This window comes from Streptomyces tritici (assembly GCF_048500665.1).
Taxonomy (GTDB): Bacteria; Actinomycetota; Actinomycetes; order Streptomycetales; family Streptomycetaceae; genus Streptomyces; species Streptomyces tritici.
In genome coordinates this window covers 3,114,227-3,133,211 of sequence record NZ_CP183183.1, presented here as the reverse complement: position 1 = coordinate 3,133,211, position 18,985 = coordinate 3,114,227, and the positions used below count along the sequence as shown (strand labels likewise).

The 18,985-nt window shown below is 72.7% G+C and carries 19 protein-coding genes and 1 tRNA gene; 9 read left to right on the top strand and 11 right to left on the bottom strand.

Annotated features, from left to right (window positions below; all coding sequences use genetic code 11):
- Positions 1–105: 105 nt before the first annotated feature.
- Entirely contained in the window at positions 106–1,509 is a 1,404-nt protein-coding gene (locus ACNJ93_RS14315) for an RNA-guided endonuclease InsQ/TnpB family protein (RefSeq protein ID WP_418957797.1), read from the bottom strand.
- A gap of 160 nt (positions 1,510–1,669) precedes the next feature.
- On the opposite strand from ACNJ93_RS14315, the gene ACNJ93_RS14310 reads away from it, so the two are divergent.
- Both ACNJ93_RS14310 and ACNJ93_RS14305 read left to right on the top strand, forming a co-directional pair.
- Positions 1,670–1,744, top strand: a tRNA-Thr gene (locus ACNJ93_RS14310).
- Positions 1,745–1,831: 87 nt separating this feature from the next.
- Positions 1,832–3,931, top strand: coding sequence for a restriction endonuclease (locus ACNJ93_RS14305; protein ID WP_418957796.1), 2,100 nt, complete (start codon positions 1,832–1,834; stop codon positions 3,929–3,931).
- A 49-nt stretch (positions 3,932–3,980) separates the two neighbouring features.
- On the opposite strand, the gene ACNJ93_RS14300 is transcribed toward ACNJ93_RS14305, so the two are convergent.
- Complete coding sequence (locus ACNJ93_RS14300; protein ID WP_418957795.1) at positions 3,981–4,118, bottom strand: hypothetical protein; 138 nt, start codon at positions 4,116–4,118, stop codon at positions 3,981–3,983.
- On the opposite strand from ACNJ93_RS14300, the gene ACNJ93_RS14295 reads away from it, so the two are divergent.
- Complete coding sequence (locus ACNJ93_RS14295) at positions 4,117–4,437, top strand: hypothetical protein (RefSeq protein ID WP_418957794.1); 321 nt, start codon at positions 4,117–4,119, stop codon at positions 4,435–4,437. The genes ACNJ93_RS14300 and ACNJ93_RS14295 overlap by 2 nt on opposite strands.
- A gap of 4 nt (positions 4,438–4,441) precedes the next feature.
- Here the strand turns inward: ACNJ93_RS14295 and ACNJ93_RS14290 are convergent, their stop codons facing one another.
- Positions 4,442–5,839: an NAD(P)/FAD-dependent oxidoreductase gene (locus tag ACNJ93_RS14290; RefSeq protein WP_418957793.1), complete on the bottom strand. Its 1,398-nt coding sequence runs from the start codon at positions 5,837–5,839 to the stop codon at positions 4,442–4,444.
- A gap of 110 nt (positions 5,840–5,949) precedes the next feature.
- On the opposite strand from ACNJ93_RS14290, the gene ACNJ93_RS14285 reads away from it, so the two are divergent.
- Positions 5,950–6,435, top strand: coding sequence for an N-acetyltransferase family protein (locus ACNJ93_RS14285; RefSeq protein WP_418957792.1), 486 nt, complete (start codon positions 5,950–5,952; stop codon positions 6,433–6,435).
- 70 nt (positions 6,436–6,505) lie between these two features.
- Here the strand turns inward: ACNJ93_RS14285 and ACNJ93_RS14280 are convergent, their stop codons facing one another.
- From ACNJ93_RS14280 to ACNJ93_RS14255, 6 genes are all read right to left on the bottom strand, one after another.
- Positions 6,506–7,486 (bottom strand): zinc-binding dehydrogenase, encoded by a 981-nt coding sequence (locus ACNJ93_RS14280; protein ID WP_418961406.1) that lies wholly within the window; start codon positions 7,484–7,486, stop codon positions 6,506–6,508.
- 82 nt (positions 7,487–7,568) lie between these two features.
- Positions 7,569–8,753, bottom strand: a complete 1,185-nt coding sequence (locus ACNJ93_RS14275) for an NAD(P)-binding protein (protein ID WP_418957791.1) — start codon at positions 8,751–8,753, stop codon at positions 7,569–7,571.
- A 99-nt stretch (positions 8,754–8,852) separates the two neighbouring features.
- On the bottom strand, positions 8,853–9,353 hold the full coding sequence (locus ACNJ93_RS14270; RefSeq protein ID WP_418957790.1) for a hypothetical protein: 501 nt from the start codon (positions 9,351–9,353) through the stop codon (positions 8,853–8,855).
- A 13-nt stretch (positions 9,354–9,366) separates the two neighbouring features.
- Positions 9,367–9,912 carry a hypothetical protein gene (locus ACNJ93_RS14265; RefSeq protein ID WP_418957789.1) on the bottom strand — a complete coding sequence of 182 codons (546 nt, stop codon included), beginning with the start codon at positions 9,910–9,912 and terminating at the stop codon, positions 9,367–9,369.
- A gap of 100 nt (positions 9,913–10,012) precedes the next feature.
- The gene (locus tag ACNJ93_RS14260) at positions 10,013–10,645 is read right to left on the bottom strand and encodes a response regulator (RefSeq protein WP_418957788.1); all 633 of its coding nucleotides are present in this window, start codon (positions 10,643–10,645) and stop codon (positions 10,013–10,015) included.
- Positions 10,642–11,790, bottom strand: coding sequence for a sensor histidine kinase (locus ACNJ93_RS14255; RefSeq protein ID WP_418957787.1), 1,149 nt, complete (start codon positions 11,788–11,790; stop codon positions 10,642–10,644). The genes ACNJ93_RS14260 and ACNJ93_RS14255 overlap by 4 nt, the downstream gene beginning before the upstream one ends.
- Positions 11,791–12,020: 230 nt before the next feature.
- Between ACNJ93_RS14255 and ACNJ93_RS14250 the strand changes: the two genes are divergently transcribed.
- From ACNJ93_RS14250 to ACNJ93_RS14240, 3 genes are all read left to right on the top strand, one after another.
- Positions 12,021–12,563 (top strand): GlcG/HbpS family heme-binding protein, encoded by a 543-nt coding sequence (locus tag ACNJ93_RS14250; protein WP_418957786.1) that lies wholly within the window; start codon positions 12,021–12,023, stop codon positions 12,561–12,563.
- Between the two features lie 97 nt (positions 12,564–12,660).
- A complete protein-coding gene (locus tag ACNJ93_RS14245) occupies positions 12,661–13,263 on the top strand; it encodes an ankyrin repeat domain-containing protein (RefSeq protein WP_418957785.1) in 603 nt (200 codons plus the stop codon).
- Between the two features lie 261 nt (positions 13,264–13,524).
- Positions 13,525–14,949: a M1 family metallopeptidase gene (locus ACNJ93_RS14240; RefSeq protein ID WP_418957784.1), complete on the top strand. Its 1,425-nt coding sequence runs from the start codon at positions 13,525–13,527 to the stop codon at positions 14,947–14,949.
- 110 nt (positions 14,950–15,059) lie between these two features.
- Here the strand turns inward: ACNJ93_RS14240 and ACNJ93_RS14235 are convergent, their stop codons facing one another.
- On the bottom strand, positions 15,060–15,635 hold the full coding sequence (locus tag ACNJ93_RS14235) for a TerD family protein (RefSeq protein WP_418957783.1): 576 nt from the start codon (positions 15,633–15,635) through the stop codon (positions 15,060–15,062).
- Between the two features lie 129 nt (positions 15,636–15,764).
- On the opposite strand from ACNJ93_RS14235, the gene arfB reads away from it, so the two are divergent.
- Positions 15,765–16,199, top strand: a complete 435-nt coding sequence (arfB, locus tag ACNJ93_RS14230) for an alternative ribosome rescue aminoacyl-tRNA hydrolase ArfB (protein ID WP_418961405.1) — start codon at positions 15,765–15,767, stop codon at positions 16,197–16,199.
- 28 nt (positions 16,200–16,227) lie between these two features.
- On the opposite strand, the gene ACNJ93_RS14225 is transcribed toward arfB, so the two are convergent.
- Positions 16,228–16,794 carry a flavin reductase family protein gene (locus ACNJ93_RS14225; RefSeq protein ID WP_418957782.1) on the bottom strand — a complete coding sequence of 189 codons (567 nt, stop codon included), beginning with the start codon at positions 16,792–16,794 and terminating at the stop codon, positions 16,228–16,230.
- Positions 16,795–17,140: 346 nt separating this feature from the next.
- Between ACNJ93_RS14225 and cdgB the strand changes: the two genes are divergently transcribed.
- Positions 17,141–18,877, top strand: coding sequence for a diguanylate cyclase CdgB (gene cdgB / locus ACNJ93_RS14220; protein ID WP_418957781.1), 1,737 nt, complete (start codon positions 17,141–17,143; stop codon positions 18,875–18,877).
- Positions 18,878–18,985: the final 108 nt, after the last annotated feature.

Here is an 18,985-nt window from a genome sequence, read left to right as displayed (position 1 = left end):
GCGGCCCATTGCCGCCCCACCCTGACCCTGAGGGCACGATGAGCCGGTCTTACTTGGGCTCCACAGGCGTTTCGGCCGACGGTCCGTCGGTCCGTGGTGCTTTGCCTAGGCGGCGATGACTGCGTCGGACAGTTCTGACGCCCTGATCAGTGAGGGCACAGCTCTGCCCGGCGGCAGCGCCGTCGCCACGAGCCAGTACAGCCGCATTCCCTCGTCCCGCAGATTCACGGCCGCATTGTGATCCCGGGCGTGCACCGCGCCGCACTCCGCGCAGACCCACTCCCGAACCGACACGTCGAGGCGGGGGCCCTTCGTGTGGCAGGCCGAGCAGCGACGGGTCGACGGGAACCACCGGTCCACGATCACCAGGGTCCGCCCGTACCACTCGCACTTGTAGCGAAGCTGACGCAGCAGCTCACCCCAGGCCGCATCCGTGATCGCCTGATTCAGCTTCGCCTTCCGCCGCCGCCCCTTGCTGCGGGCCGGGCGCATGAGATTCGCGATCGGAAGATCCTCCACCACGAGCACTTGGTTCTCGCGCACGAGGCGGGTGGTGAACTGATCCAGCAGATCTCTCCGTACGTCGCCCATGAGCGCGTACAGGCGCGCGATGCGCTCGCGGGCCTTCCCCCGGTTCTTGGACCCCTTCTGCTTGCGATGCAGCTGCCGCTGCCGACGCGCCAGCTCGTCCCCGTACTTCCTCATCAGTCGTGGATGGTCAAGCACAGAACCGTCGTCCAACGTCACCAGAGCCGCCAGGCCGAGATCCAGGCCCACGGCCTTCGGCGCGGACGTACCCGGGAGGCACACCGGCGGCGACGGCTCGACCCGTTCCTCGACCAGCACGGACAGGAAGTACCGCCCTGCCCTGTCCCGCGTGACGTTCATTCGCACCGGGACCTGCCCGGCCGGCAGGGGTCGGGACCAGCGGATGTCGAGTGGGGTGGTCTGCTTCGCCAAGGTCACCAGACCCGTACCTGGTCGCTCAGGATCCTCCACCCACTTGAAGCCGGTCCGGACGTAGATTGCCGAGTCCCGCGACCGACCCTTCTTCTTTCGCTTCGGATACTTCGCGGACTTCTTGAAGAACCGGGAGAAGGCTCCGTCCAGGTGTCGCAGCGCCTGCTGCAGCACCGTGGACGACACCTCGCGCAGCCACTCCCGCCCCTCTTCCCGCTTCCACCCCGTCAGCGCCCGACACGTCTCGGCGAACCCGACCGAGACACGGTGCCGCTCCCAAGCGCCGGAGCGGAGGGCCAGCCCCTCGTTGTAGACCCAGCGGCAGGCGCCGAAGGTCTTCGTCAGCTGCTCGGCCTGGTCGGGGGACGGGTAGAAGCGGTAGCGGTAGGTCCGCTGCTGGGTTTCCGCCTCCTTGCTGCGCCGCTGCATGGGGATGGCTGCTCTGCGCTGGTGCTTCCGTCGATCTGCAATGCCGAGGGCCTCCCGTTTCACCCGCTTCGCCTCGGCACCGATCACGCGTCCTGGTATCGCCTCCGACGGCTCCGACATCGCCCCTCCCCGCCCTACTGTCCGATATCCGGAACGGCACTCCAGTCCGGGCAACGAACGTGTGGGCGGGTGGTTACGGGGGGTCTCGAATTCTTGGCTGGCGGCTCATGGGGCTGTGTACAGTGGGAGGGCTTCCTGCGTGTGAGCGCGGCTGAGGCGTGCCTCCTTAGCTCAGGGGAAGAGCCACGTACTTGTAATACGTAGGTCGTCGGTTCGAATCCGACAGGGGGCTCCATCAAACGTGTGTCCCGGATCACTCTGATCCGGGACACTTGTGCGTTACGGGGGTGTTGGTAGGGGTTCCTGGGGAGGGGTGCGGCCGGTGAGTCGGCGTTCCAGTGGGTTGATCGGTGCGTGGGCCGAGGCGCAGCGGGTGGCGCAGCGCGAGCGGGAGGGGCAGCTGCAGGCCGTGTTGCGGCAGCAGCGGGAGGCGGAGCGGGCGGAGCGGGCGCACGAGCGTGATGTGGCTCGGATGCGGCGGGAGCAGCGGGCTGCGTACCGGCAGCATCGGGATGCCGACGCGTTGCGGCGGACGCGGGAGCTGGACGAGCGGGTGGCGGTTCTGGAGGGCTTGCTGGCGGCGGGTTGTGGGGCGCCGGCGTTCTCCGTGGAGTCGTTGCGGCGGCCCGAGGAGGTGGAGCCGTTCGCGCCGGGGCGGCTGGCGGTGCCCGTTCCGATGCCGGAGCAGCATGCGTATCGGGCGCAGGGGGGATGGACGCCGGCTGGGCGGGCTCAGGCGGAGCAGGAGGCGCGGGCGCGTTTCGAGCGGGATTGGTATGCGGCGCAGGCTGCCGAGGTGCAGCGGCAGGAGCAGCTGGCGGCGTATCGGCGGCAGTACGAGGAGTGGGCGCAGGCTCGGTTGGCGGAGATCCGTGGGCACAACAGCGGCATCGCGGGGATGGTGGAGTCGCTGCGGTCGGGGGACGCGGAGACGGTGGTGGAGTTCTTCTCTGCGGTGCTCTATGCCTCGACGGCGTGGCCTGCCGGGTTTCCGCGGGAGGTTTCCGCTGCGTATGAGCGTTCTGCTCGGCGGTTGGTGCTGAACTGGGAGCTGCCGGCGTTCGACGTGGTGCCTGCGGCGAAGGGTGTGAAGTATCTGCCCAGTACGGATCAGGACAAGGAAGTCGCGCGTCCGGTGACGCAGCGGCGTGCTTTGTACCGGAGCGTGCTGGCGCAGAGTGTGCTTCTGGCGGTGCGTGAGCTGTTTGTGGCCGATGTGTTCGGTGTTCTGGACGCTGTGGCGTTGAACGGTGTTGTGGACGGTGTGGATCCGGCGACGGGACTGGCGTCTCGGGTCTGTGTGGCTTCCGTGCTCGTGGAGCGGGAGGTCTTCGGCGGGCTGAATCTCGAGCTGGTCAGTGCGGTCGATTGTGTGACGGGCGCCTTGTCGGGGCGGTTGTCGGCGAAGCCTGATGAGCGGGTGGCGGTGGTGCCGCTGATGGTGCCGGAGCAGGTGGGGTCGGGGGTGGTGTCGCACGGTGAGGGCGAGGAGCCGGATCTGTTGGCGATGGATCCGATCGCGTTCGAGGGGCTTGTCGCTGAACTGTTCCGGGCGAGGGGCCTGCAGGCGGTGACGACGCGGCGGTCGAATGACGGTGGGGTGGATGTCGAGGCGCTGGATCCGGATCCGATCAGTGGTGGGTCGATCATCGTGCAGGCGAAGCGGTATCGGAACACGGTGCCGCCGAGTGCGGTGCGGGATCTGTACGGGACCGTGCAGGGTGCGGGGGCCAATAAGGGAGTGTTGGTGACGACGTCCGGTTTTGGTCCGGGGTCGTACACCTTTGCCAACGGCAAGCCTCTGACGCTGATATCAGGCGCGGAGTTGGTGGATCTGCTTCATCAGCATGGGCTTCGGGGCCGGCTTGGTGGGGGCACGGAGGACGCGGTGGTTCAGGCCCCGGCGGCGGGGCCTGTGGCGTCTGCGGAGGCCGAGGACGGCTTCAACGTGCTGGGGATGGTGTGGGCCGGGTCTGTGGCTCTGGATGTGTGCGCGTTGGTGTGTGAGGGGAATCGGGTGGTGGCGGACGAGTTCTTCGTCTTCTTCAACAACCCGGGTACACCGGATGGTTCGGTGCGGATGGTGCCGGCGCTGTCGGGGGACAGGGCGGCGGTACGGGTCGGCTTTGACGCGTTGCCGGAGCGGGCGGATCGTCTGGTGCTGGTGGCGGCGGTCGATCCCGAGGTGAATCCCGATGCTGATCTGTCGGGGTTCGTCGATGCGGGGATCACGCTTCGGGACGACTCTGGTGCGGAGCTCGACCGGTTGGTGGTGTCGGACGGGCGTGCTGGGGAGACGGCGTTGGTGTTGGGATCGTTCCGGCGGCGGGCGAGTGGGGACTGGGACTTCGTGCTCGGCGGTAAGGGGTATAGGGGCGGTTTGGCGGAGCTGGTGGGGGATTTTGGGATCGAGGTGGAGTAGGTAGTTCCTGGTGGTGGGCGGGGGCTTCGCGTCGGTGCGGTGCGGGGCGCTAGCGTGCGGTTGTGGGGATGCCAAGGGTGAGGGTGGTCGTCGCGGGGGTGGTGGCCGCGGCGGTGGTGGTCGTGGGGGTGCCGGTCGCCTTGTACGCGGTGGCGTACGGGTGCGGGGGGCGGGAGGAGCGGGTCATGGACGCTCTGGAGGCCGAGCCGGTGCTGAAGGTGCGGCCGGAGGGGGTGGGGGCCGGGAGGCCGTATCGCACCTGTGACGACGAGTTCCGGTACATGGGGGTGGGGCGGCGGTACGCGTACGGGCGGTCCTGGCAGGAGGCGTACCGGGTGATTGAGCCGGTGGCGCTGCGGGACGGGTGGCGGGTGGCGAGCGTGGGGGACGGGTCGTTGTCCCCCAGGCTCGTCAAGGAGGTCGGCGGCGTCACCGCCCATCTGTCGGTGGACAGTCCGGACGGTGAGACGTTGTGGGTGGCGATCGACGCCGACCCCCTGGGGTAGGACGTCAGCAACCGCTGAGGCGGTCGGCGGCGCGGGCGAGGGGGGAGCTCGTGGCGGTGTGGGAGGCGGTTTCCTGCCGGTCGGCGGTGCGGTAGGCCGCGTACATGGCCTGGACGCCGAGCCAGCGGAGGGGTTCGGGTTCCCACTTGCGGACCTTGTGGTTGACCCAGGGGAGCGTCGTCAGGTCGGTGGGGCCGGACTGGCCGGAGTCCTGCTGGATCAGGTCGCGCAGGGTGCGGGCGGCGAGGTTGGCGGTGGCGACGCCGGAGCCGACGTAGCCGCCGGCCCAGCCGAGGCCGGTGGAGCGGTCCAGGGTGACGGTGGCGCACCAGTCGCGGGGGACGCCGAGGACGCCGGACCAGGCGTGGGCGATGCGGGTGCCTGCCAGTTGGGGGAAGAAGCGGGTGAGGATCTCCCTCAGGGCGTCGATCGTCTTTTCCTGGGTGCGGCCGTCGTTGTCGGTCTTGGAGCCGTAGCGGTAGGGGACGCCCCGGCCGCCGAGGGCGATGCGGCCGTCGGCGGTGCGCTGGGCGTACATGTAGGCGTGGGCCATGTCGCCGAGCGTCTCCAGGCCGTTCCAGCCGATCTCGGCCCACTGTGCGTCGGTGAGCGGCTCGGTGGCGATCATGGAGGAGTTCATGGGCAGCCAGGTGCGGCGCTGGCCGGCGAGGGAGGCGGTGAAGCCTTCGGTGCAGCGCAGGACGTAGGGGGCGCGGACGGTGCCGTACGGGGTGACGGCGTGCTTGGGCCTGATCTCCGTCACCGGGGTCGATTCGTGGATCGTGACGCCGAGGGCCTCGACGGTCTCCGCGAGGCCCTTGGCGAGTTTCGCCGGGTGGAGGCGGGCGCCGTGCGGGGTCCAGCTGGAGGCGACGGCGCCGGAGACGCGGATGCGTTCGGCGGTGTCGCGGGCGCCGAGCAGTTCGCGTTCCTTCTCGCCGAAGGCGAGTTCGCGGGCGTGGAACGCCTTGAGGCGGGTCAGCTGGGCGGGGGTGAGGGCGACTTCGAGGACGCCGCCGCGGTGGAGGTCGGCGTCGATGCCTTCGGCGGCGCAGACGTCGACGACTTCGGTGACGGTGTCGTTCATGGCGCGCTGGAGGCGGGCGGCGGCGTCGTGGCCGTGCCGGGCGGCGTACCGGTCGCGGCCGGCGATGCCGTTGTAGAGCCAGCCGCCGTTGCGGCCGGAGGCGCCGTAGCCGCAGAACTTGGCCTCCAGGACGGTGATGTCGAGGAAGGGTGCGGCCTTCTTGAGGTAGTACGCGGTCCACAGGCCGGTGTAGCCGCCGCCGACGATGCAGACGTCGGCGGTGGTGTCCCCGGGCAGCGGCTCGCGGGGCGCGGGTGTGCCTTCCTGCGCGTACCAGAACGAGATGCCGCCGTTGACCGTGACCGTGCTGCTCATGCTGTCCTCTTGTCCCTGTCCCCTGTGGGTGCGTGGCGGGAGGGTACTACCGCTGTCCGGGGGGTGGATATCGCTGGCCGGGCGGGCGGTCGGCGTTCCATGCTGCTGTCATGATTCGTACTGCCACACCTGACGACGTCCCTGTCATCCACCAATTGATCCGTGAGCTCGCCGAGTACGAGAAGGAGCCGGACGAGGCGAAGGCGACGCCGGAGCAGATTCACGAGGCGCTGTTCGGGGAGCGGCCGGGCGCGTACGCGCACCTCGCGGTGACGGAGGCGGGGGAGGTGGCGGGGTTCTGTCTGTGGTTCCTCAACTTCTCGACGTGGCGCGGTGTTCACGGGATCTATCTGGAGGACCTGTACGTGCGGCCGGAGCACCGGGGCGGCGGGCACGGGAAGGCGCTGCTGACGGAGCTGGCGCGGATCTGCGTGGAGCGCGGGTACGAGCGGCTGGAGTGGTCGGTGCTGAACTGGAACACGCCGTCGATCGAGTTCTACGAGTCGCTGGGTGCGCGGCCGCAGGACGAGTGGACGGTGTACCGGCTGACGGACGGGGCGTTGAAGGAGCTGGGGGCGGCGGGCGGGGCCGCCTGACCGCCGCGTTCCTTCGGTACGGGTGACGGCCCGGTTCCCTTGCGGGACCGGGCCGTCCGGCGTGGGGGCGTCAGGGGATCAGGACGACCTTTCCCGTCGTGCCGCGGGTCTCCAGGGCGCGGTGTGCGGCCGCGGCCTCGGCGAGGGGGAAGGGGTGGACGGCGGGGCGGAGGCGGCCGGAGGCGGCTTCGGTGAGGGAGCGGGTCTCCAGGGCGCGCAGGCCGCCGGCCTTCTCGAGCATCGCGGGGCCGAGGGGGGTGGTGGAGGTGATGCCGCGGTCGGCGAGTTCCTCGTCGGTGAGGTCCAGGGGGCCGGCGCCGGGGGCCCAGCCGTAGGCGAGGTGGCGGCCGCCGGGGGCGAGGAGGTCGAGCGCGGCGCGGGCGGTGTCGCCGGCGACGGCGTCGAAGAGGATGGTGACGGGGCGGTCGCCGCGGAACTCCCGTACGCGGTCGGGCCAGTCGGGCTGCGTGTAGTCGACGGCGAGGTCGGCGCCGTTGGCGCGGACGCGGGCGGTCTTGTCGGGGCCGCCGGCGAGGCCGATGACGGTGGCGCCGGCGTTCTTGGCGTACTGGACGAGGAGGGTGCCGATGCCTCCCGCGGCGGCGGTGACGAGGACGACGTCCTCGGGGCCGGGTTCGGCGAACTGGAGGATGCCGAGGGTGGTGCGGCCGGTGCCGATCATGGCGACGGCCTCGGCCGGTCCGAGGCCGTCGGGGACGGGGTGGAGGCGGTCGGTGTCGGTGACGGCCGCTTCGGCGTAGCCGCCGGGGACCATGCCGAGGTGGGCGACGACCTGCTTGCCGAGCCAGGCGGGGTCGACGCCCTCGCCGAGGGCGTCGACGGTGCCGGCGACCTCGCGGCCGGGGATGGTGGGGAGTTCGGGGGCGGGGTAGGGGCCGGGGCCGCCCTGGCGCAGGGTGGTGTCCAGGACGTGCACGCCGGCGGCGGCGACGGCGATGCGGACCTGGCCGGGGCCGGGGGCCGGGCGCTCGGTCTCCTCGTACGTGAGGTTCTCGGCGGGGCCGAAGGCGTGCAGGCGGATCGCGTGCATGGTGGCGGTGCGGGACGTCGTGGACATGGTGGCCTCTCCCCAGGTGGACCGTGCTCCTGTTGACGGACTCCAGCCTGCGACCTCAAGCATGCTTGAGGTCAAGCGGCTTGGGTGCGCGGCCCGGTGAGGGGGCGAGGGCGAGGGAGACGGCCTCGATGGCGCTGTTGAAGGAGACCTCGGAGAGCACGCCCGGCGCGGCGACCTGGTCGCCGACGAGGTAGACCCCGTCGCCGCGGTCGATGGCGGGGCGGTCGCGCCAGGTGGTGCCGGGCCGGTCGACCGCGCCGGTGCGGCCGTTGGCGACGGCCTCGCGGCGCCAGACGGTGCGCTCGCGCCAGCCGGGGAAGCCGAGGTCGAGGAGGCGTTCGGCGTGGGCGACGCCGTCGGCCTTGGAGCCGTCGGGGCCGATGGGCAGCTGGGCCTGGATCAGCTGCCGGCCGGCCGGGGCGAGGCCGGGGTCCTGGGCGGTGAAGCGCTCCACCCAGCCGGGCGCGTCGAGGTCGGAGATGACGAACGGGTCGCCCTTGCGGGTGCGCAGGGCCACGTCGAACAGGACGGTACGGCCGCTCTCCCAGGTCAGTCCGGGCTCGCCGAGGAGGCGCGCGGCGGCCGGCAGGGAGGTGGCGAGGACGACGGGTCCGCGGTCGAGCGGCAGGGACTCGACGCGGGAGTCGGTCTCGATGCGTACGCCCAGGTCCCAGGCGCGGGAGGCCATCCGTTCGATGAGCTGTCCCCAGCCGCCGAGGACGTACTTGGCCTCCGGCGGGAGGGCGGCGGCGCGGTGCAGCCGCTCCTGGACGAAGCGGGCGGAGAGCGCGCCGGGGTCGTGGTGGAACAGGGCGACGCCGCTGTAGTGGGCGGCGGCGCGGGCGGTGTCGGCCCCGGCGATGCCGGTGGCCCAGGTGAGGAAGTCGGTGTCGACGGGGGCCTGTTCGGGTGTGCGGAGGGTGTGGCGGAGGAAGCCGAGCGGCGGGGTGCGGCGCAGGGCGCCGCCGCGGTGGAAGCGGAACCGGGCGGCTTCGAGGGCGGGCAGCGGGGCGAGCGGCCCGAGGAGGTCGCGCTGCTTGAGCCAGGTCCAGTGGGGGCCGCGGTCGTACAGGGCGTGGGGGCCCTCGTTGGTCCGGTACGGGCCCTCGGCGGTCCGCGCCCGGCCGCCGAGGGTGCCGTGCGCCTCGTACAGGGTGACCCGCGCGCCGGCCTCGCGGGCGGTGATGGCGGCGGTGAGTCCGGCGAAGCCGCCGCCGATGATCGTGATGTGCTGCTGCATGTCTGCTGCCCCTTCCCGGTGGTGTCACGCATGCGACGACCCGGGGCCGCGTTTCGTGACATGGGACCGGCGGCCGTGGCGCAGCTCACACCGGCGATGTCAGGGCAGGCGGGGGAAGCGGGACTGGAGGTCCCAGACGGCGGGGTTGTCGGCCAGGCCCTCGTGCATGTCGGTGAGGTCGGCGAGGAGGTCGTGGAGGAAGTCGCGGGCCTCGCGGCGGAGCTCGGCGTGGTTGAAGGTCAGCGGCGGCTCGTCGCCGGGCATCCAGTCGGCCTCGACGTCGACCCAGCCGAAGCGGCGCTCGAACAGCATCCGGTCGGTCGACTCGGTGAAGTCCAGCTCGGCGTACTGGGGCTGGGAGGCGCGGCTGCCGCGCGGGTCGCGGTCGAGCTGCTCGACGATGTCGCACAGCGCCCAGGCGAAGTCGAGCACCGGCACCCATCCCCAGGCTGTGGACACCTCGCGGTCCGCCTCGGTGTCGGCGAGGTACACGTCCCCGCAGAACAGGTCGTGGCGCAGGGCGTGGACGTCCGCGCGGCGGTAGTCCGTCTGCGGCGGGTCCGGGAAGCGGCGGGAGAGGGAGTAGCCGATGTCGAGCACGTGGTCGATGGTGTCACGCCCGCGCCGACGCGGTGACACGACGGCCGCCGGCCCCGTGGTGCCGGGCGTGGTGCCGGCCGTACGCGCGGGCCGCGACGGCCAGCAGCGGGCCGGTCGCGGCGAGCGGGGCGTAGAGCACGAGCATGACCGTGGCGCCGGAGGGCGACAGGTGCGCGTCCGGGGTCACGAAGAAGAGCAGGACCGCCTGGCTCAGGCAGAACAGGCCCATCAGCCAGCCCAGGACGCGGCCCGTGCGGGCCGCGACGCGAGGGTTCGGTACGCGCAGCCGGCCGGTGACCACCAGCAGCGGGAGCAGCGCGGCGCACTCCTGCAGGACGGTGAGGCCGACGACGTACGCGACGCCCCAGCCGGGGATCCCGTACACCTCGCGCAGCACCTCGGGGGTGTACCCGACGGGCAGCTGCGCGGCCATCGCCAGCCGCCACAGCCCGGACGGAACCGTGCACAGGGCGAGCAGGCGGGCCGCCCGGCGGGCGGTGCGGAGGTCGGCGGAGGGGCTGCGGAGGCCGGGGGCGGGGGTGAGCGGGCGCGTCGTCATGCCGCCCACTCTCGCGGCCGGGCGCGCCCCGGTCCTCGGCCCGTACGGCGGACCTCCTCCGCCGCGCGGCGGAGGCGGGAGGCGCCGTACGGACGAGGCGCTACGGCAGCAGCCGCTTCTCCTTCGCCACGGCCACCGCGCCCGCGCGGGTGTCCACGCCGAGCTTCGCGTAGATGCGGCCGAGGTGCGTCTTCACCGTGGCCTCGCTGATGAACAGCGCGCGGGCGATCTCGCGGTTGCCGAGGCCCTGCGCGAGCTGGGCCAGGATGTCGCGCTCGCGGTCGGTCAGCGAGGGCCCGGCGGCGCCGCGCATGCGGTCCATGACCCGGCTGGCGACCGGGGCGGACAGGGTCGTACGGCCCTGCGCGGCCGAGCGGATCGCCGAGAACAGCTCCTCCGGGCGCTCCGCCTTCAGCAGGTAGCCCGTCGCGCCCGCCTCGATCGCGCGCGTGATGTCCGCGTCGGTGTCGTACGTGGTCAGGACCAGCACGTGCACGTCCGGCGAGGCGATGCGGCGGGTCGCCTCCACGCCGTCGATGCCCGGCCCCAGCTGCAGGTCCATCAGCACCACGTCCGGCCGCAGTTTCGCGGCCGTCGCGACGGCCTCCTCGCCGCTGCCGGCCTCGCCGACGACCTCGATGCCGTCGGCGCTGCCCAGCAGCGCGAGCAGGCCGGCGCGGACGACCACGTGGTCGTCGCAGAGGAGGATGCGTACCGGCTTCTCGGAAGTCACTCGTGGGTCTCCAGGGGGATCGCGGCGGACAGGACGGTGCCCTCGCCGGGGGCCGACTCGATGGTGAGCGCCCCGCCGAGCTGGCGCACCCGCGCCCGCATCGCGGGCAGGCCGTGCCCGCGCACGCCGGACCGCCCGGTGCGGTCCGGTTCGAAGCCGCGGCCGTCGTCGGCGATGTCGAGGACGACCTGGTCGTCGAGGTACGTGAGGGTCAGCGCGGCGGAGGTCGCCGCGGCGTGCTCGCGGACGTTCGCGAGCGCGCCCTGCGCGATCCGCAGCAGCGCGGACTGCACCCGCTCCGGCACGGGCAGGGGCGTGCCGTCGACCCGGAAGCCCGCCGACTCGCGGGCCGCGAGCAGCCGCAGCGCCTCCTCCAGGCCGCCGCCCTCCGCGAGGTCCGCGGGGGCGAGGTCGTGGACGAAGCGGCGGGCCTCGGCGAGGTTGTGCTCGGCGATCGACTCGGCGGTGCGGACGTGCCGGCGCGCGGTCCGCGGGTCGCTGTCCCAGGTGCGGTCGGCGGCCTGGAGCAGCATCTGCTGGCTGGACAGGCCCTGCGCGAGGGTGTCGTGGATCTCCATGGACAGCCGCTGGCGCTCGGCGAGGGTGCCCTCGCGGCGTTCGATGGCGGCGAGTTCGCGCCGGGTGCGGATCAGGTCGTTGATCAGGGTCCGCTGCCGGTCGGCCTGCCGCTGCATGTGGACGAAGACCGCGGTGGCGATGGCCGCCACGGCGGGCGGCGCGACCAGCAGGTTCGGGTCCCAGCCGCCCAGCTGGACCTGGGCGGCCACCACGAAGGCGGTCAGCAGCGTGACGAGGACGAGCGCGGCGCGCGGCGGCAGGGTGCGCAGCCCGGTGTAGAACAGCGGCACCGCGCACCAGGCGAAGCTCGGCGCGAGCACCACGAGCACCACCCACACCGCGACCACCGTCACCAGCCAGGCGATCCGCCGCGGCGTCGCACGGGTGCCGAGCACCGGCCCGAGCAGGTACAGCGAGGCCAGCGCGCCGGTGAGCGCGATGATCCAGGCGCTGCGGTCCTCCCAGGGGTGCCGGATCAGGTACCGGACCAGCGAGGCGCCGAGCAGCAGGAAGAACGCGAGGTGCATGACGCGCGCCAGCCAGCGGGCGTCCGGATCGTGCTCCATCCCTGACCTTTCCACAGCCGCGTGACCGCGTCCGACCTGGTGGTACGCATCCATGGTGACCCGGGCGGACCAGTGCGGCATCAGCCGATCGGCTGACCCCGGCGTCCACCGTCCCGCGCGCCGAGGGCAGCCGGTCCGAGGACCGTCCGGGGCGGCCGGCGGCACCAGCATGGATCTCGAAGCGAACGAATCCCGCCGCTGAGGACCCGAGGACTCGAAGGAGCCCCACCATGAAGAAGAAGCTCTGGATCGGCGCCGCCACCGCCGCCGTCGTCGCCGCCGGCACCTTCGGCGCCGTCTCCGCGAACGCCTCCGCCCCGGCCGCCGCCCCCGCCGTCGCGATGAAGGCCGACGTCGCCAACGACAACCTCGTGCAGAGCACGCACCTGACGATCGAGGCCGCCACCGAGGCCGCGCAGGCCGCCCTGGACGCCGCGAAGGCGGAGAACCAGCGCGTCTCCGTCGCGGTCGTCGACCGCAACGGCAACACCCTCGTCACCCTGCGCGGCGACGGCGCCGGCCCGCAGTCGTACGAGTCCGCCGAGAAGAAGGCGTACACCGCGGTCTCCTGGAACGCGCCGACCTCCGAGCTGGTCAAGCGCCTGGAGAACGCCCCCAACCTGAGGGACATCCCGGGCACCCTGTTCCTCGGCGGCGGTGCGCCGGTGCAGGTCAAGGGCGCGCCGATCGCCGGCATCGGCGTGGCCGGCGCCCCGAGCGGCGACCTGGACGAGAAGTTCGCCCGCGCGGGCGTCGCCGCCCTCGACAAGTAAGCGGGAACGGCCCGATGACCCCGGTGGCGTTCCGGCCCCCCGAACGGGACGCCACCGGCCCCGTGCCCACGCTCGCGTACGCCTGAGGAGGGCGGCCATGGCCAGGAACGAAGCGAACCGGCGCCTGCTCGACGCCGCCCGCCGCGGCGACGCCGAGGGCGTGCGCGCCGCGCTCGCCGACGGCGCCGCCGTCGAGACCCGCGACGAGGAGCTGCGCACCCCGCTGCTGCTCGCCGCCCTCGGCGACCACGTGGCCGCCGCCCACGTCCTGGTCGACGCCGGCGCCGACCCGGACGCGCAGGACAGCCGGCACGACAGCGCCTGGCTGGTCACCGGCGTGACCGGCAGCGTCGCGATGATGCGGGTGCTGCTGCCGGCCGGACCGGACCTGACGCTGCGGAACCGGTTCGGCGGGATCGCGCTGATCCCGGCCTGCGAGCGCGGGCACGTCGAGTACGTGCGGGCGCTGCTGGCCGAGACCGCGATCGACGTCGACCACGTCAACGACCTGGGCTGGACGGCCCTGCTGGAGGCGGTGATCCTCGGCGACGGCGGCCGCGCCCACGCCGAGATCGTCGAACTGCTGCTCGCCCACGGCGCGACGCCCGGCCTGCCGGACGGCGACGGCGTCACCCCGCTCGCCCACGCCGAACGCCGCGGCTTCACCGGCATCGCCGCGCTCCTGCGCGCCGCGCGGTAGCGCGCGCCCGTCCGCCCCGCCCAGGGGGTGTCTCGTCGGCCATGCCGGGCTCCCGGCGTCTGGCACCGCTCCCCCCGCTGCCCGGAAGGCGCGGGGGGACCCCCAGCCGCGTTGTCGTCGGTCGCCGACTCCCCCACGCTCGGCTTCGCTCGCGCGGGGGGACCCCATCGCGTCGCCTCCCTCCTCCGCCTTGCGATGCACGGCACCGGACGCCGCTCGCTGATCCGGCCTGATCGACAGGACACCCCCTAGGATCGGCGGGTGGAACCCCGTCACGTCCTCCGCCCGCGCCGCCCCGCCGCGCGGGCGGCGCCCGTCGTCGCGGTGCTGCTGCTCCTGTCCGGCTGCGGCGACGCGGGGGTGGACGGGACGCCCGGCGCGGCCGGGCTGCGCGACCCGTACTTCCCGAAGCTCGGCAACGGCGGGTACGACGTGACGCACTACGACCTGGCCCTCGCCTACGACCCGAAGACCCGGCGGATCGACGCCACCGCCGAACTGACCGCCACCGCGACCCAGGACCTCAGCGCCTTCAACCTCGACCTGGCCGGCCTCACCGTCCGCGCCGCCACCGTCGACGGCGCGCCGGCCGCCGTCCGGCGGGCCGGCAAGGAGCTGACGCTCCGGCCGCGCGCGGACCTCGACAAGGGCGAGGTCTTCCGCACGCGGATCGTCTACTCCGGGGTCCCCGAGACCGTCACCGACCCGGACGGCTCCGAGGAGGGCTGGCTGCCCACCGCCGACGGAGCGCTCGCGGTCGGCGAACCCACCGGCTCCATGGCCTGGTTCCCCGGCAACCACCACCCCTCCGACAAGGCCACGTACACCGTCACGCTCACCGTCCCCGCCGGGCTGAAGGCCGTCTCCAACGGCCGCCCGGTCTCCGAGCGCACCGCGGACGGCCGGACCACGACCGTCTGGAACAGCCCGGAGCCCATGGCCAGTTACCTCGCCACCGTCGCCATCGGCACGTTCCGGACGCACACCGGCAGCGTCCGCGCCGGGACGTCCGCCGGCCTGCCCGTGGTCACCGCGATCGACCCGTCCGCCGCCGACGCGGAGGCGGACGCGCTGCTGGCCCGGATCCCGGAACTGCTCGACTGGCAGGCCGAGAACTTCGGCCCGTACCCGTTCTCCGCCGCCGGGGCGATCGTCGACCGGCCCGGGGACCTGGGCTACGCCCTGGAGACCCAGACGCGCCCGGTGTTCCCGCGCACCGCGTTCGACACCGCGACCCTCGTCCACGAACTCGCCCACCAGTGGTACGGCGACTCCGTCACGCCCGAGTCGTGGCGGGACATGTGGCTGAACGAGGGCTTCGCCACGTACGCGGAGTGGCTGTACGCGGAGGACTTCGAGGACACCCCGGCGCAGGACAGCTTCGAGGACGCCTTCGCCGACGAGGCCAACTGGGCCTTCCCGCCCGCCGAACCGCCCTCCGCGGAGAACATCTCGGACGCGCCGGTGTACGGGCGGGGCGCGATGGTGCTGCACAAGGTGCGCCGGGCGGTCGGCGACGACGCCTTCTTCGCGCTGCTGCGCGGCTGGGCGGCGAAGCACCGTCACGCCAACGCCTCCACGGCCGACTTCACCGCCTACGCGGAGACCGTGGCGGGGGAGAGCCTGGACGAGATCTGGGACGTGTGGCTGTACGGCGACGGCAAGCCCAGGAGCCCCGAGGACTAGTCCCGGGTTTGTGCGCGGGCAGGGGCAGGGCCCCGGTGCCTACGGGTGCTGTCGGTCGAGCGACGGCACCCGTGCACCGGGGCCCTGACGTGATGTGCGGGGGGCGTCGGTCAGATGTTGACGCCGAAGTCGCGGGCGATGCCCTCCAGGCCGGAGGCGTAGCCCTGGCCGACCGCGCGGAACTTCCACTCCGCGCCGTTGCGGTAGAGCTCGCCGAAGACCATGGCGGTCTCGACGGCCGCGTCCTCGCTGAGGTCGTAGCGGGCGATCTCGGCGCCGCCGGCCTGGTTGATGACGCGGATGTACGCGTTGCGCACCTGGCCGAAGTTCTGCGCGCGGGAGACCGCGTCGTAGATGGAGACCGGGAAGACGATCTTGTCGACGTTCGCCGGCAGCGCGGCCAGGTTGACGTTGATCTGCTCGTCGTCGCCGCCGCCCTCGCCGGTGCGGTTGTCACCGGTGTGCACGATGGTCTGGTCCGGCGTGGACTTGTTGTTGAAGAAGACGAAGTGCGCCTCGGAGGCGACCTTGCCGGTGGCGTCGACGCCGATGGCGGACGCGTCGAGGTCGAAGTCGGTGCCGGTGGTCGTACGGACGTCCCAGCCGAGGCCCACGGTGACGGCGGTCAGACCCGGCGCCTCCTTGGAGAGGGAGACGTTGCCGCCCTTGGACAGGCTTACAGCCATGGGAAGTCCCTTTCTTCGTGCTCTTCCTGGTGTCGTCACACGGGATAACGCGGACGGCGCCGCGCCGGTTCCACGGGAGTGGGGCGCTTGTGGAAAACAGGGTGACGCATGGGGGCCGCTGCGGGGAACATGGAGGACATGTCCGGGCCCTACGTCATCCGTGGTTCGGTCTCCCTGCCGGAGGCCGAGCTGATGTGGCGTTTCTCCAGGTCGTCCGGTCCCGGCGGGCAGCACGTCAACACCAGCGACTCGCAGGTCGAACTGCGTTTCGACCTCGCCGCGACGCAGGCGCTGCCGCCGGTGTGGAAGGAACGCGCCCTGGAGCGGCTCGCGTCCCGCCTGGTCGGCGGGGTCCTGACCGTACGGGCCTCCGAGCACCGCTCCCAGTGGCGCAACCGCGAGACGGCGGCCGTGCGGCTCGCGGCCCTGCTGGCGGAGGCGACCGCCCCGCCGCCGAAGCCGCGCCGCCCGACGCGGATCCCGCGCGGCATCAACGAGCGCCGGCTGCGGGAGAAGAAGCAGCGCGCCGAGACCAAGCGCGGGCGCCAGGGGCGGGACTGGTAGGGGACGGGGACCGTTGACGCCGTCGGGCTCAGCCCAGGTGGCGGTACCGGCCGCGGAAGTACGTCAGCGGGCCGCCGTCCGCCGTCGGCAGAGCCGCCGTCAGCACGCGGCCGATGACCAGCGTGTGGTCGCCGGCGAGCACCCGGTTCTCCGTCCGGCACTCCAGCGTCGCCAGCGCCCCGCCCATCAGCGGCGCGCCGCTGGCCTCGCCACGCGTCCAGGGCACGTCCGCGAACAGCAGTCGGTCGCTGACCCGGCCCTTCATCGCGAACCGCCCGGCCACGTGCCGCTGGCTCTCCGAGAGCAGCGACACCGCCCAGGTCGGCACCTCCGCCAGCAGGTCGTCCATGCGGGAGCCGTTGCGCAGGCTCACCAGGACCAGCGGCGGGTCGAGCGAGACGGACATGAAGGCGGTGGCCGTCATGCCGACGTCCTCGCCGCGCGGGCCGTCCTCCGGATCGTGCGCGGTGACCAGCACCACGCCGGAGGCCAGCCGGGACATCGCCGCCCGGAACTCGTCGTTGCTCACCCCCTCAGCATGGGGGATGCCGGGGGTGGGGGAGGCGGTACGCGGGGCGGGGCTCGTCTGCAACACACGCCGACGCTAGCTCCGGCCGCCCGGGCCGGGCATCGGGCCAGGGGACCAGCCGGGTCCTAGGTCCGCCGTCGGACACATCCGGCAGGCATATGACGCGGCCCGGCGCAAAGCGGCGCGCCGGACACCGGCCCCGTGGTGGATTTGCGTTGCAGAAGAAGGGGGAGCGCTCCCGTGTCCGTGTGACGCCTGGTGGTGCCGTATGTGACTTGAGTCACAGAGCCGAGTAATTGTTGACCCTGTGTACCGGGTGCACAGCTCCCTGTGATTCAGTGGCGGAGACAATGCAGCACGAGTGCCGATGAGAACCCTGGAGTTGCTGTCGAGGTCTCGGGGAGAGCGAGCGATGGAGACCGAGTCGGAGCCGTACGTCCGTCTTGCGACCCTGCGGCAGCTGCACCAGGTCGTGGCCGACCTCAACACTGCCCGCAGCCTGGCGGACACCCTGCAGACCGTCGCCGAAGGCGTCGTCCGGGGCCTCAACTATGAGCTGGCCTGCGTGAACCTCGTCCGCGCCGACGGAGACCTCGTCGTCGCCGCCTTCGCCGGCAGCCCCGCCGCCGAAGCGCTCATCACCGGCCGGGTCGGCTCCCGCGCCTCCTGGGACCGCCGCCTGAGCATGGGCGAGGCCTGGGGCGACCTGCGGTTCATACCGCACACCGAGGGCTGGGTGCTCATGGAGGACGACGTCCCCCAGTGGCACACCGACGGCCCCGCCCCGCGCTTCGAGGACGAGTGGCACCCCCAGGACCGCCTCTACGCGCCCATGTACGCCTCCGGCAGCGGCCGCGAGCTCCTCGGCGTCATCTCCGTCGACCGCCCCCGCAACGGGCGGCACCCCGGCCCCTGGGGGCGCGAGGCCCTGCAGATGTACGCCTCCCAGTCGGCGATTGCGATCAGCAACGCGCGCCTGCGAGCAAACATGCAGCGGGCCCTGGTCCGGCTCGAACGCGAGCAGCAGGCGCTGCGGGCCAGTGAAGAGTCGTTCCGCCAGGCCTTCGAGTACGCCCCCTCCGGCATGGCCATCGCCGAACTCGGCGGCGACCAGCACGGCCGGCTGCTCCGCACCAACGACGCGCTCTGCCGGCTGCTCGGCCGCCCCGCCTCCGTCATGCGCCGCTACTCCTTCGCCGACCTCGTCCACCCCGAGGACATCGGCACCCTGCTCCGCACCTCCGCCGAGGGCGGCCGCGCCGAGCTGCGGCTCGGCCGCCGCGACGGCACGTACGTGTGGGTCTCGCTGCGGAACTCCGTCGTCGCCGACACCGCCGACGGACCGCGCTTCCTGCTCACCCACGTCGAGGACATCGAGGAACGCAAGCGGCACGAGCTCCAGCTCGCCCACCGCGCCTCGCACGACGCCCTCACCGGCCTGCCCAACAGCGCCGAGCTGCGGGCCCGCCTCAGCGCGCGGCTCTGCGAACGGCCCGGCGGGGTGCGCGCCGCCTCCGCGTCCGACGGCCGTCCGGCGTACGGCGGCCCCGGCCGGCGGCACGACGACCCCTCCTACGAGGGCGGCTCCTACGAGAACGGCTCGTACGACGAGCCCGGCTTCGACACGTACGGCTCCGGGGCCGAGCACGGCTTCCGCTCCGACGGCTTCGACTTCGACCCGCCCGGCGGCGGGCCCTACGACCACCACGTCCACACCGTCGCCCCCGCCGGGGGAGACGTGGACGACGGCACCAAGGGGCTCGCGGTCCTCTTCTGCGACCTCGACGGCTTCAAGTCCATCAACGACCGGTTCGGGCACCACACCGGCGACGCCGTCCTCATCGAGGTCGCGCGCCGGCTCACCACCGGCGTGCGCGACGGCGACACCGTCGCCCGGCTCGGGGGTGACGAATTCGTCGTCCTCGCCGACGGGCTCGGCGCGGCGGACGCCGCCGACCTGGCCGTACGGCTGCGGAACGCGATCATTCCGCCCATCCGGGTGGACGGCAGGGCCGTACGGGTGGGTGCGAGTTTCGGCATCGGCTGGGCCGAGTGCGGCATGACCGTGGAGGAAGTGCTGAACTCCGCCGACCAGCGGATGTACATCGAGAAACGATCCCGCGCCAAGGTCCAGCGACGGGCGGGATAGGGCTGCGCGGAAGCTGCTCCGAAGTCAAGGACCGCATCGGGGGGTGGCCCGTTCGGGGTAGGCTCGCCCGGTCGGCGACGGCTGGCGAGCATGGATAGGAGTGACGGG

What these genes read in the sequence shown, in the direction of transcription:
- ACNJ93_RS14275 (WP_418957791.1), bottom strand. Translation starts at nt 8,753, where the DNA reads ATGCAGCAGCACATCACGATCATCGGCGGCGGCTTCGCCGGACTCACC.
- ACNJ93_RS14315 (WP_418957797.1), bottom strand. Translation starts at nt 1,509, where the DNA reads ATGTCGGAGCCGTCGGAGGCGATACCAGGACGCGTGATCGGTGCCGAG.
- ACNJ93_RS14290 (WP_418957793.1), bottom strand. Translation starts at nt 5,839, where the DNA reads ATGAGCAGCACGGTCACGGTCAACGGCGGCATCTCGTTCTGGTACGCG.
- ACNJ93_RS14265 (WP_418957789.1), bottom strand. Translation starts at nt 9,912, where the DNA reads ATGACGACGCGCCCGCTCACCCCCGCCCCCGGCCTCCGCAGCCCCTCC.
- cdgB (WP_418957781.1), top strand. Translation starts at nt 17,141, where the DNA reads ATGGAGACCGAGTCGGAGCCGTACGTCCGTCTTGCGACCCTGCGGCAG.
- ACNJ93_RS14295 (WP_418957794.1), top strand. Translation starts at nt 4,117, where the DNA reads ATGGACGCTCTGGAGGCCGAGCCGGTGCTGAAGGTGCGGCCGGAGGGG.
- ACNJ93_RS14250 (WP_418957786.1), top strand. Translation starts at nt 12,021, where the DNA reads ATGAAGAAGAAGCTCTGGATCGGCGCCGCCACCGCCGCCGTCGTCGCC.
- ACNJ93_RS14235 (WP_418957783.1), bottom strand. Translation starts at nt 15,635, where the DNA reads ATGGCTGTAAGCCTGTCCAAGGGCGGCAACGTCTCCCTCTCCAAGGAG.
- ACNJ93_RS14300 (WP_418957795.1), bottom strand. Translation starts at nt 4,118, where the DNA reads ATGACCCGCTCCTCCCGCCCCCCGCACCCGTACGCCACCGCGTACAAG.
- ACNJ93_RS14245 (WP_418957785.1), top strand. Translation starts at nt 12,661, where the DNA reads ATGGCCAGGAACGAAGCGAACCGGCGCCTGCTCGACGCCGCCCGCCGC.
- arfB (WP_418961405.1), top strand. Translation starts at nt 15,765, where the DNA reads ATGGAGGACATGTCCGGGCCCTACGTCATCCGTGGTTCGGTCTCCCTG.
- ACNJ93_RS14255 (WP_418957787.1), bottom strand. Translation starts at nt 11,790, where the DNA reads ATGGAGCACGATCCGGACGCCCGCTGGCTGGCGCGCGTCATGCACCTC.
- ACNJ93_RS14280 (WP_418961406.1), bottom strand. Translation starts at nt 7,486, where the DNA reads ATGCACGCGATCCGCCTGCACGCCTTCGGCCCCGCCGAGAACCTCACG.
- ACNJ93_RS14285 (WP_418957792.1), top strand. Translation starts at nt 5,950, where the DNA reads ATGATTCGTACTGCCACACCTGACGACGTCCCTGTCATCCACCAATTG.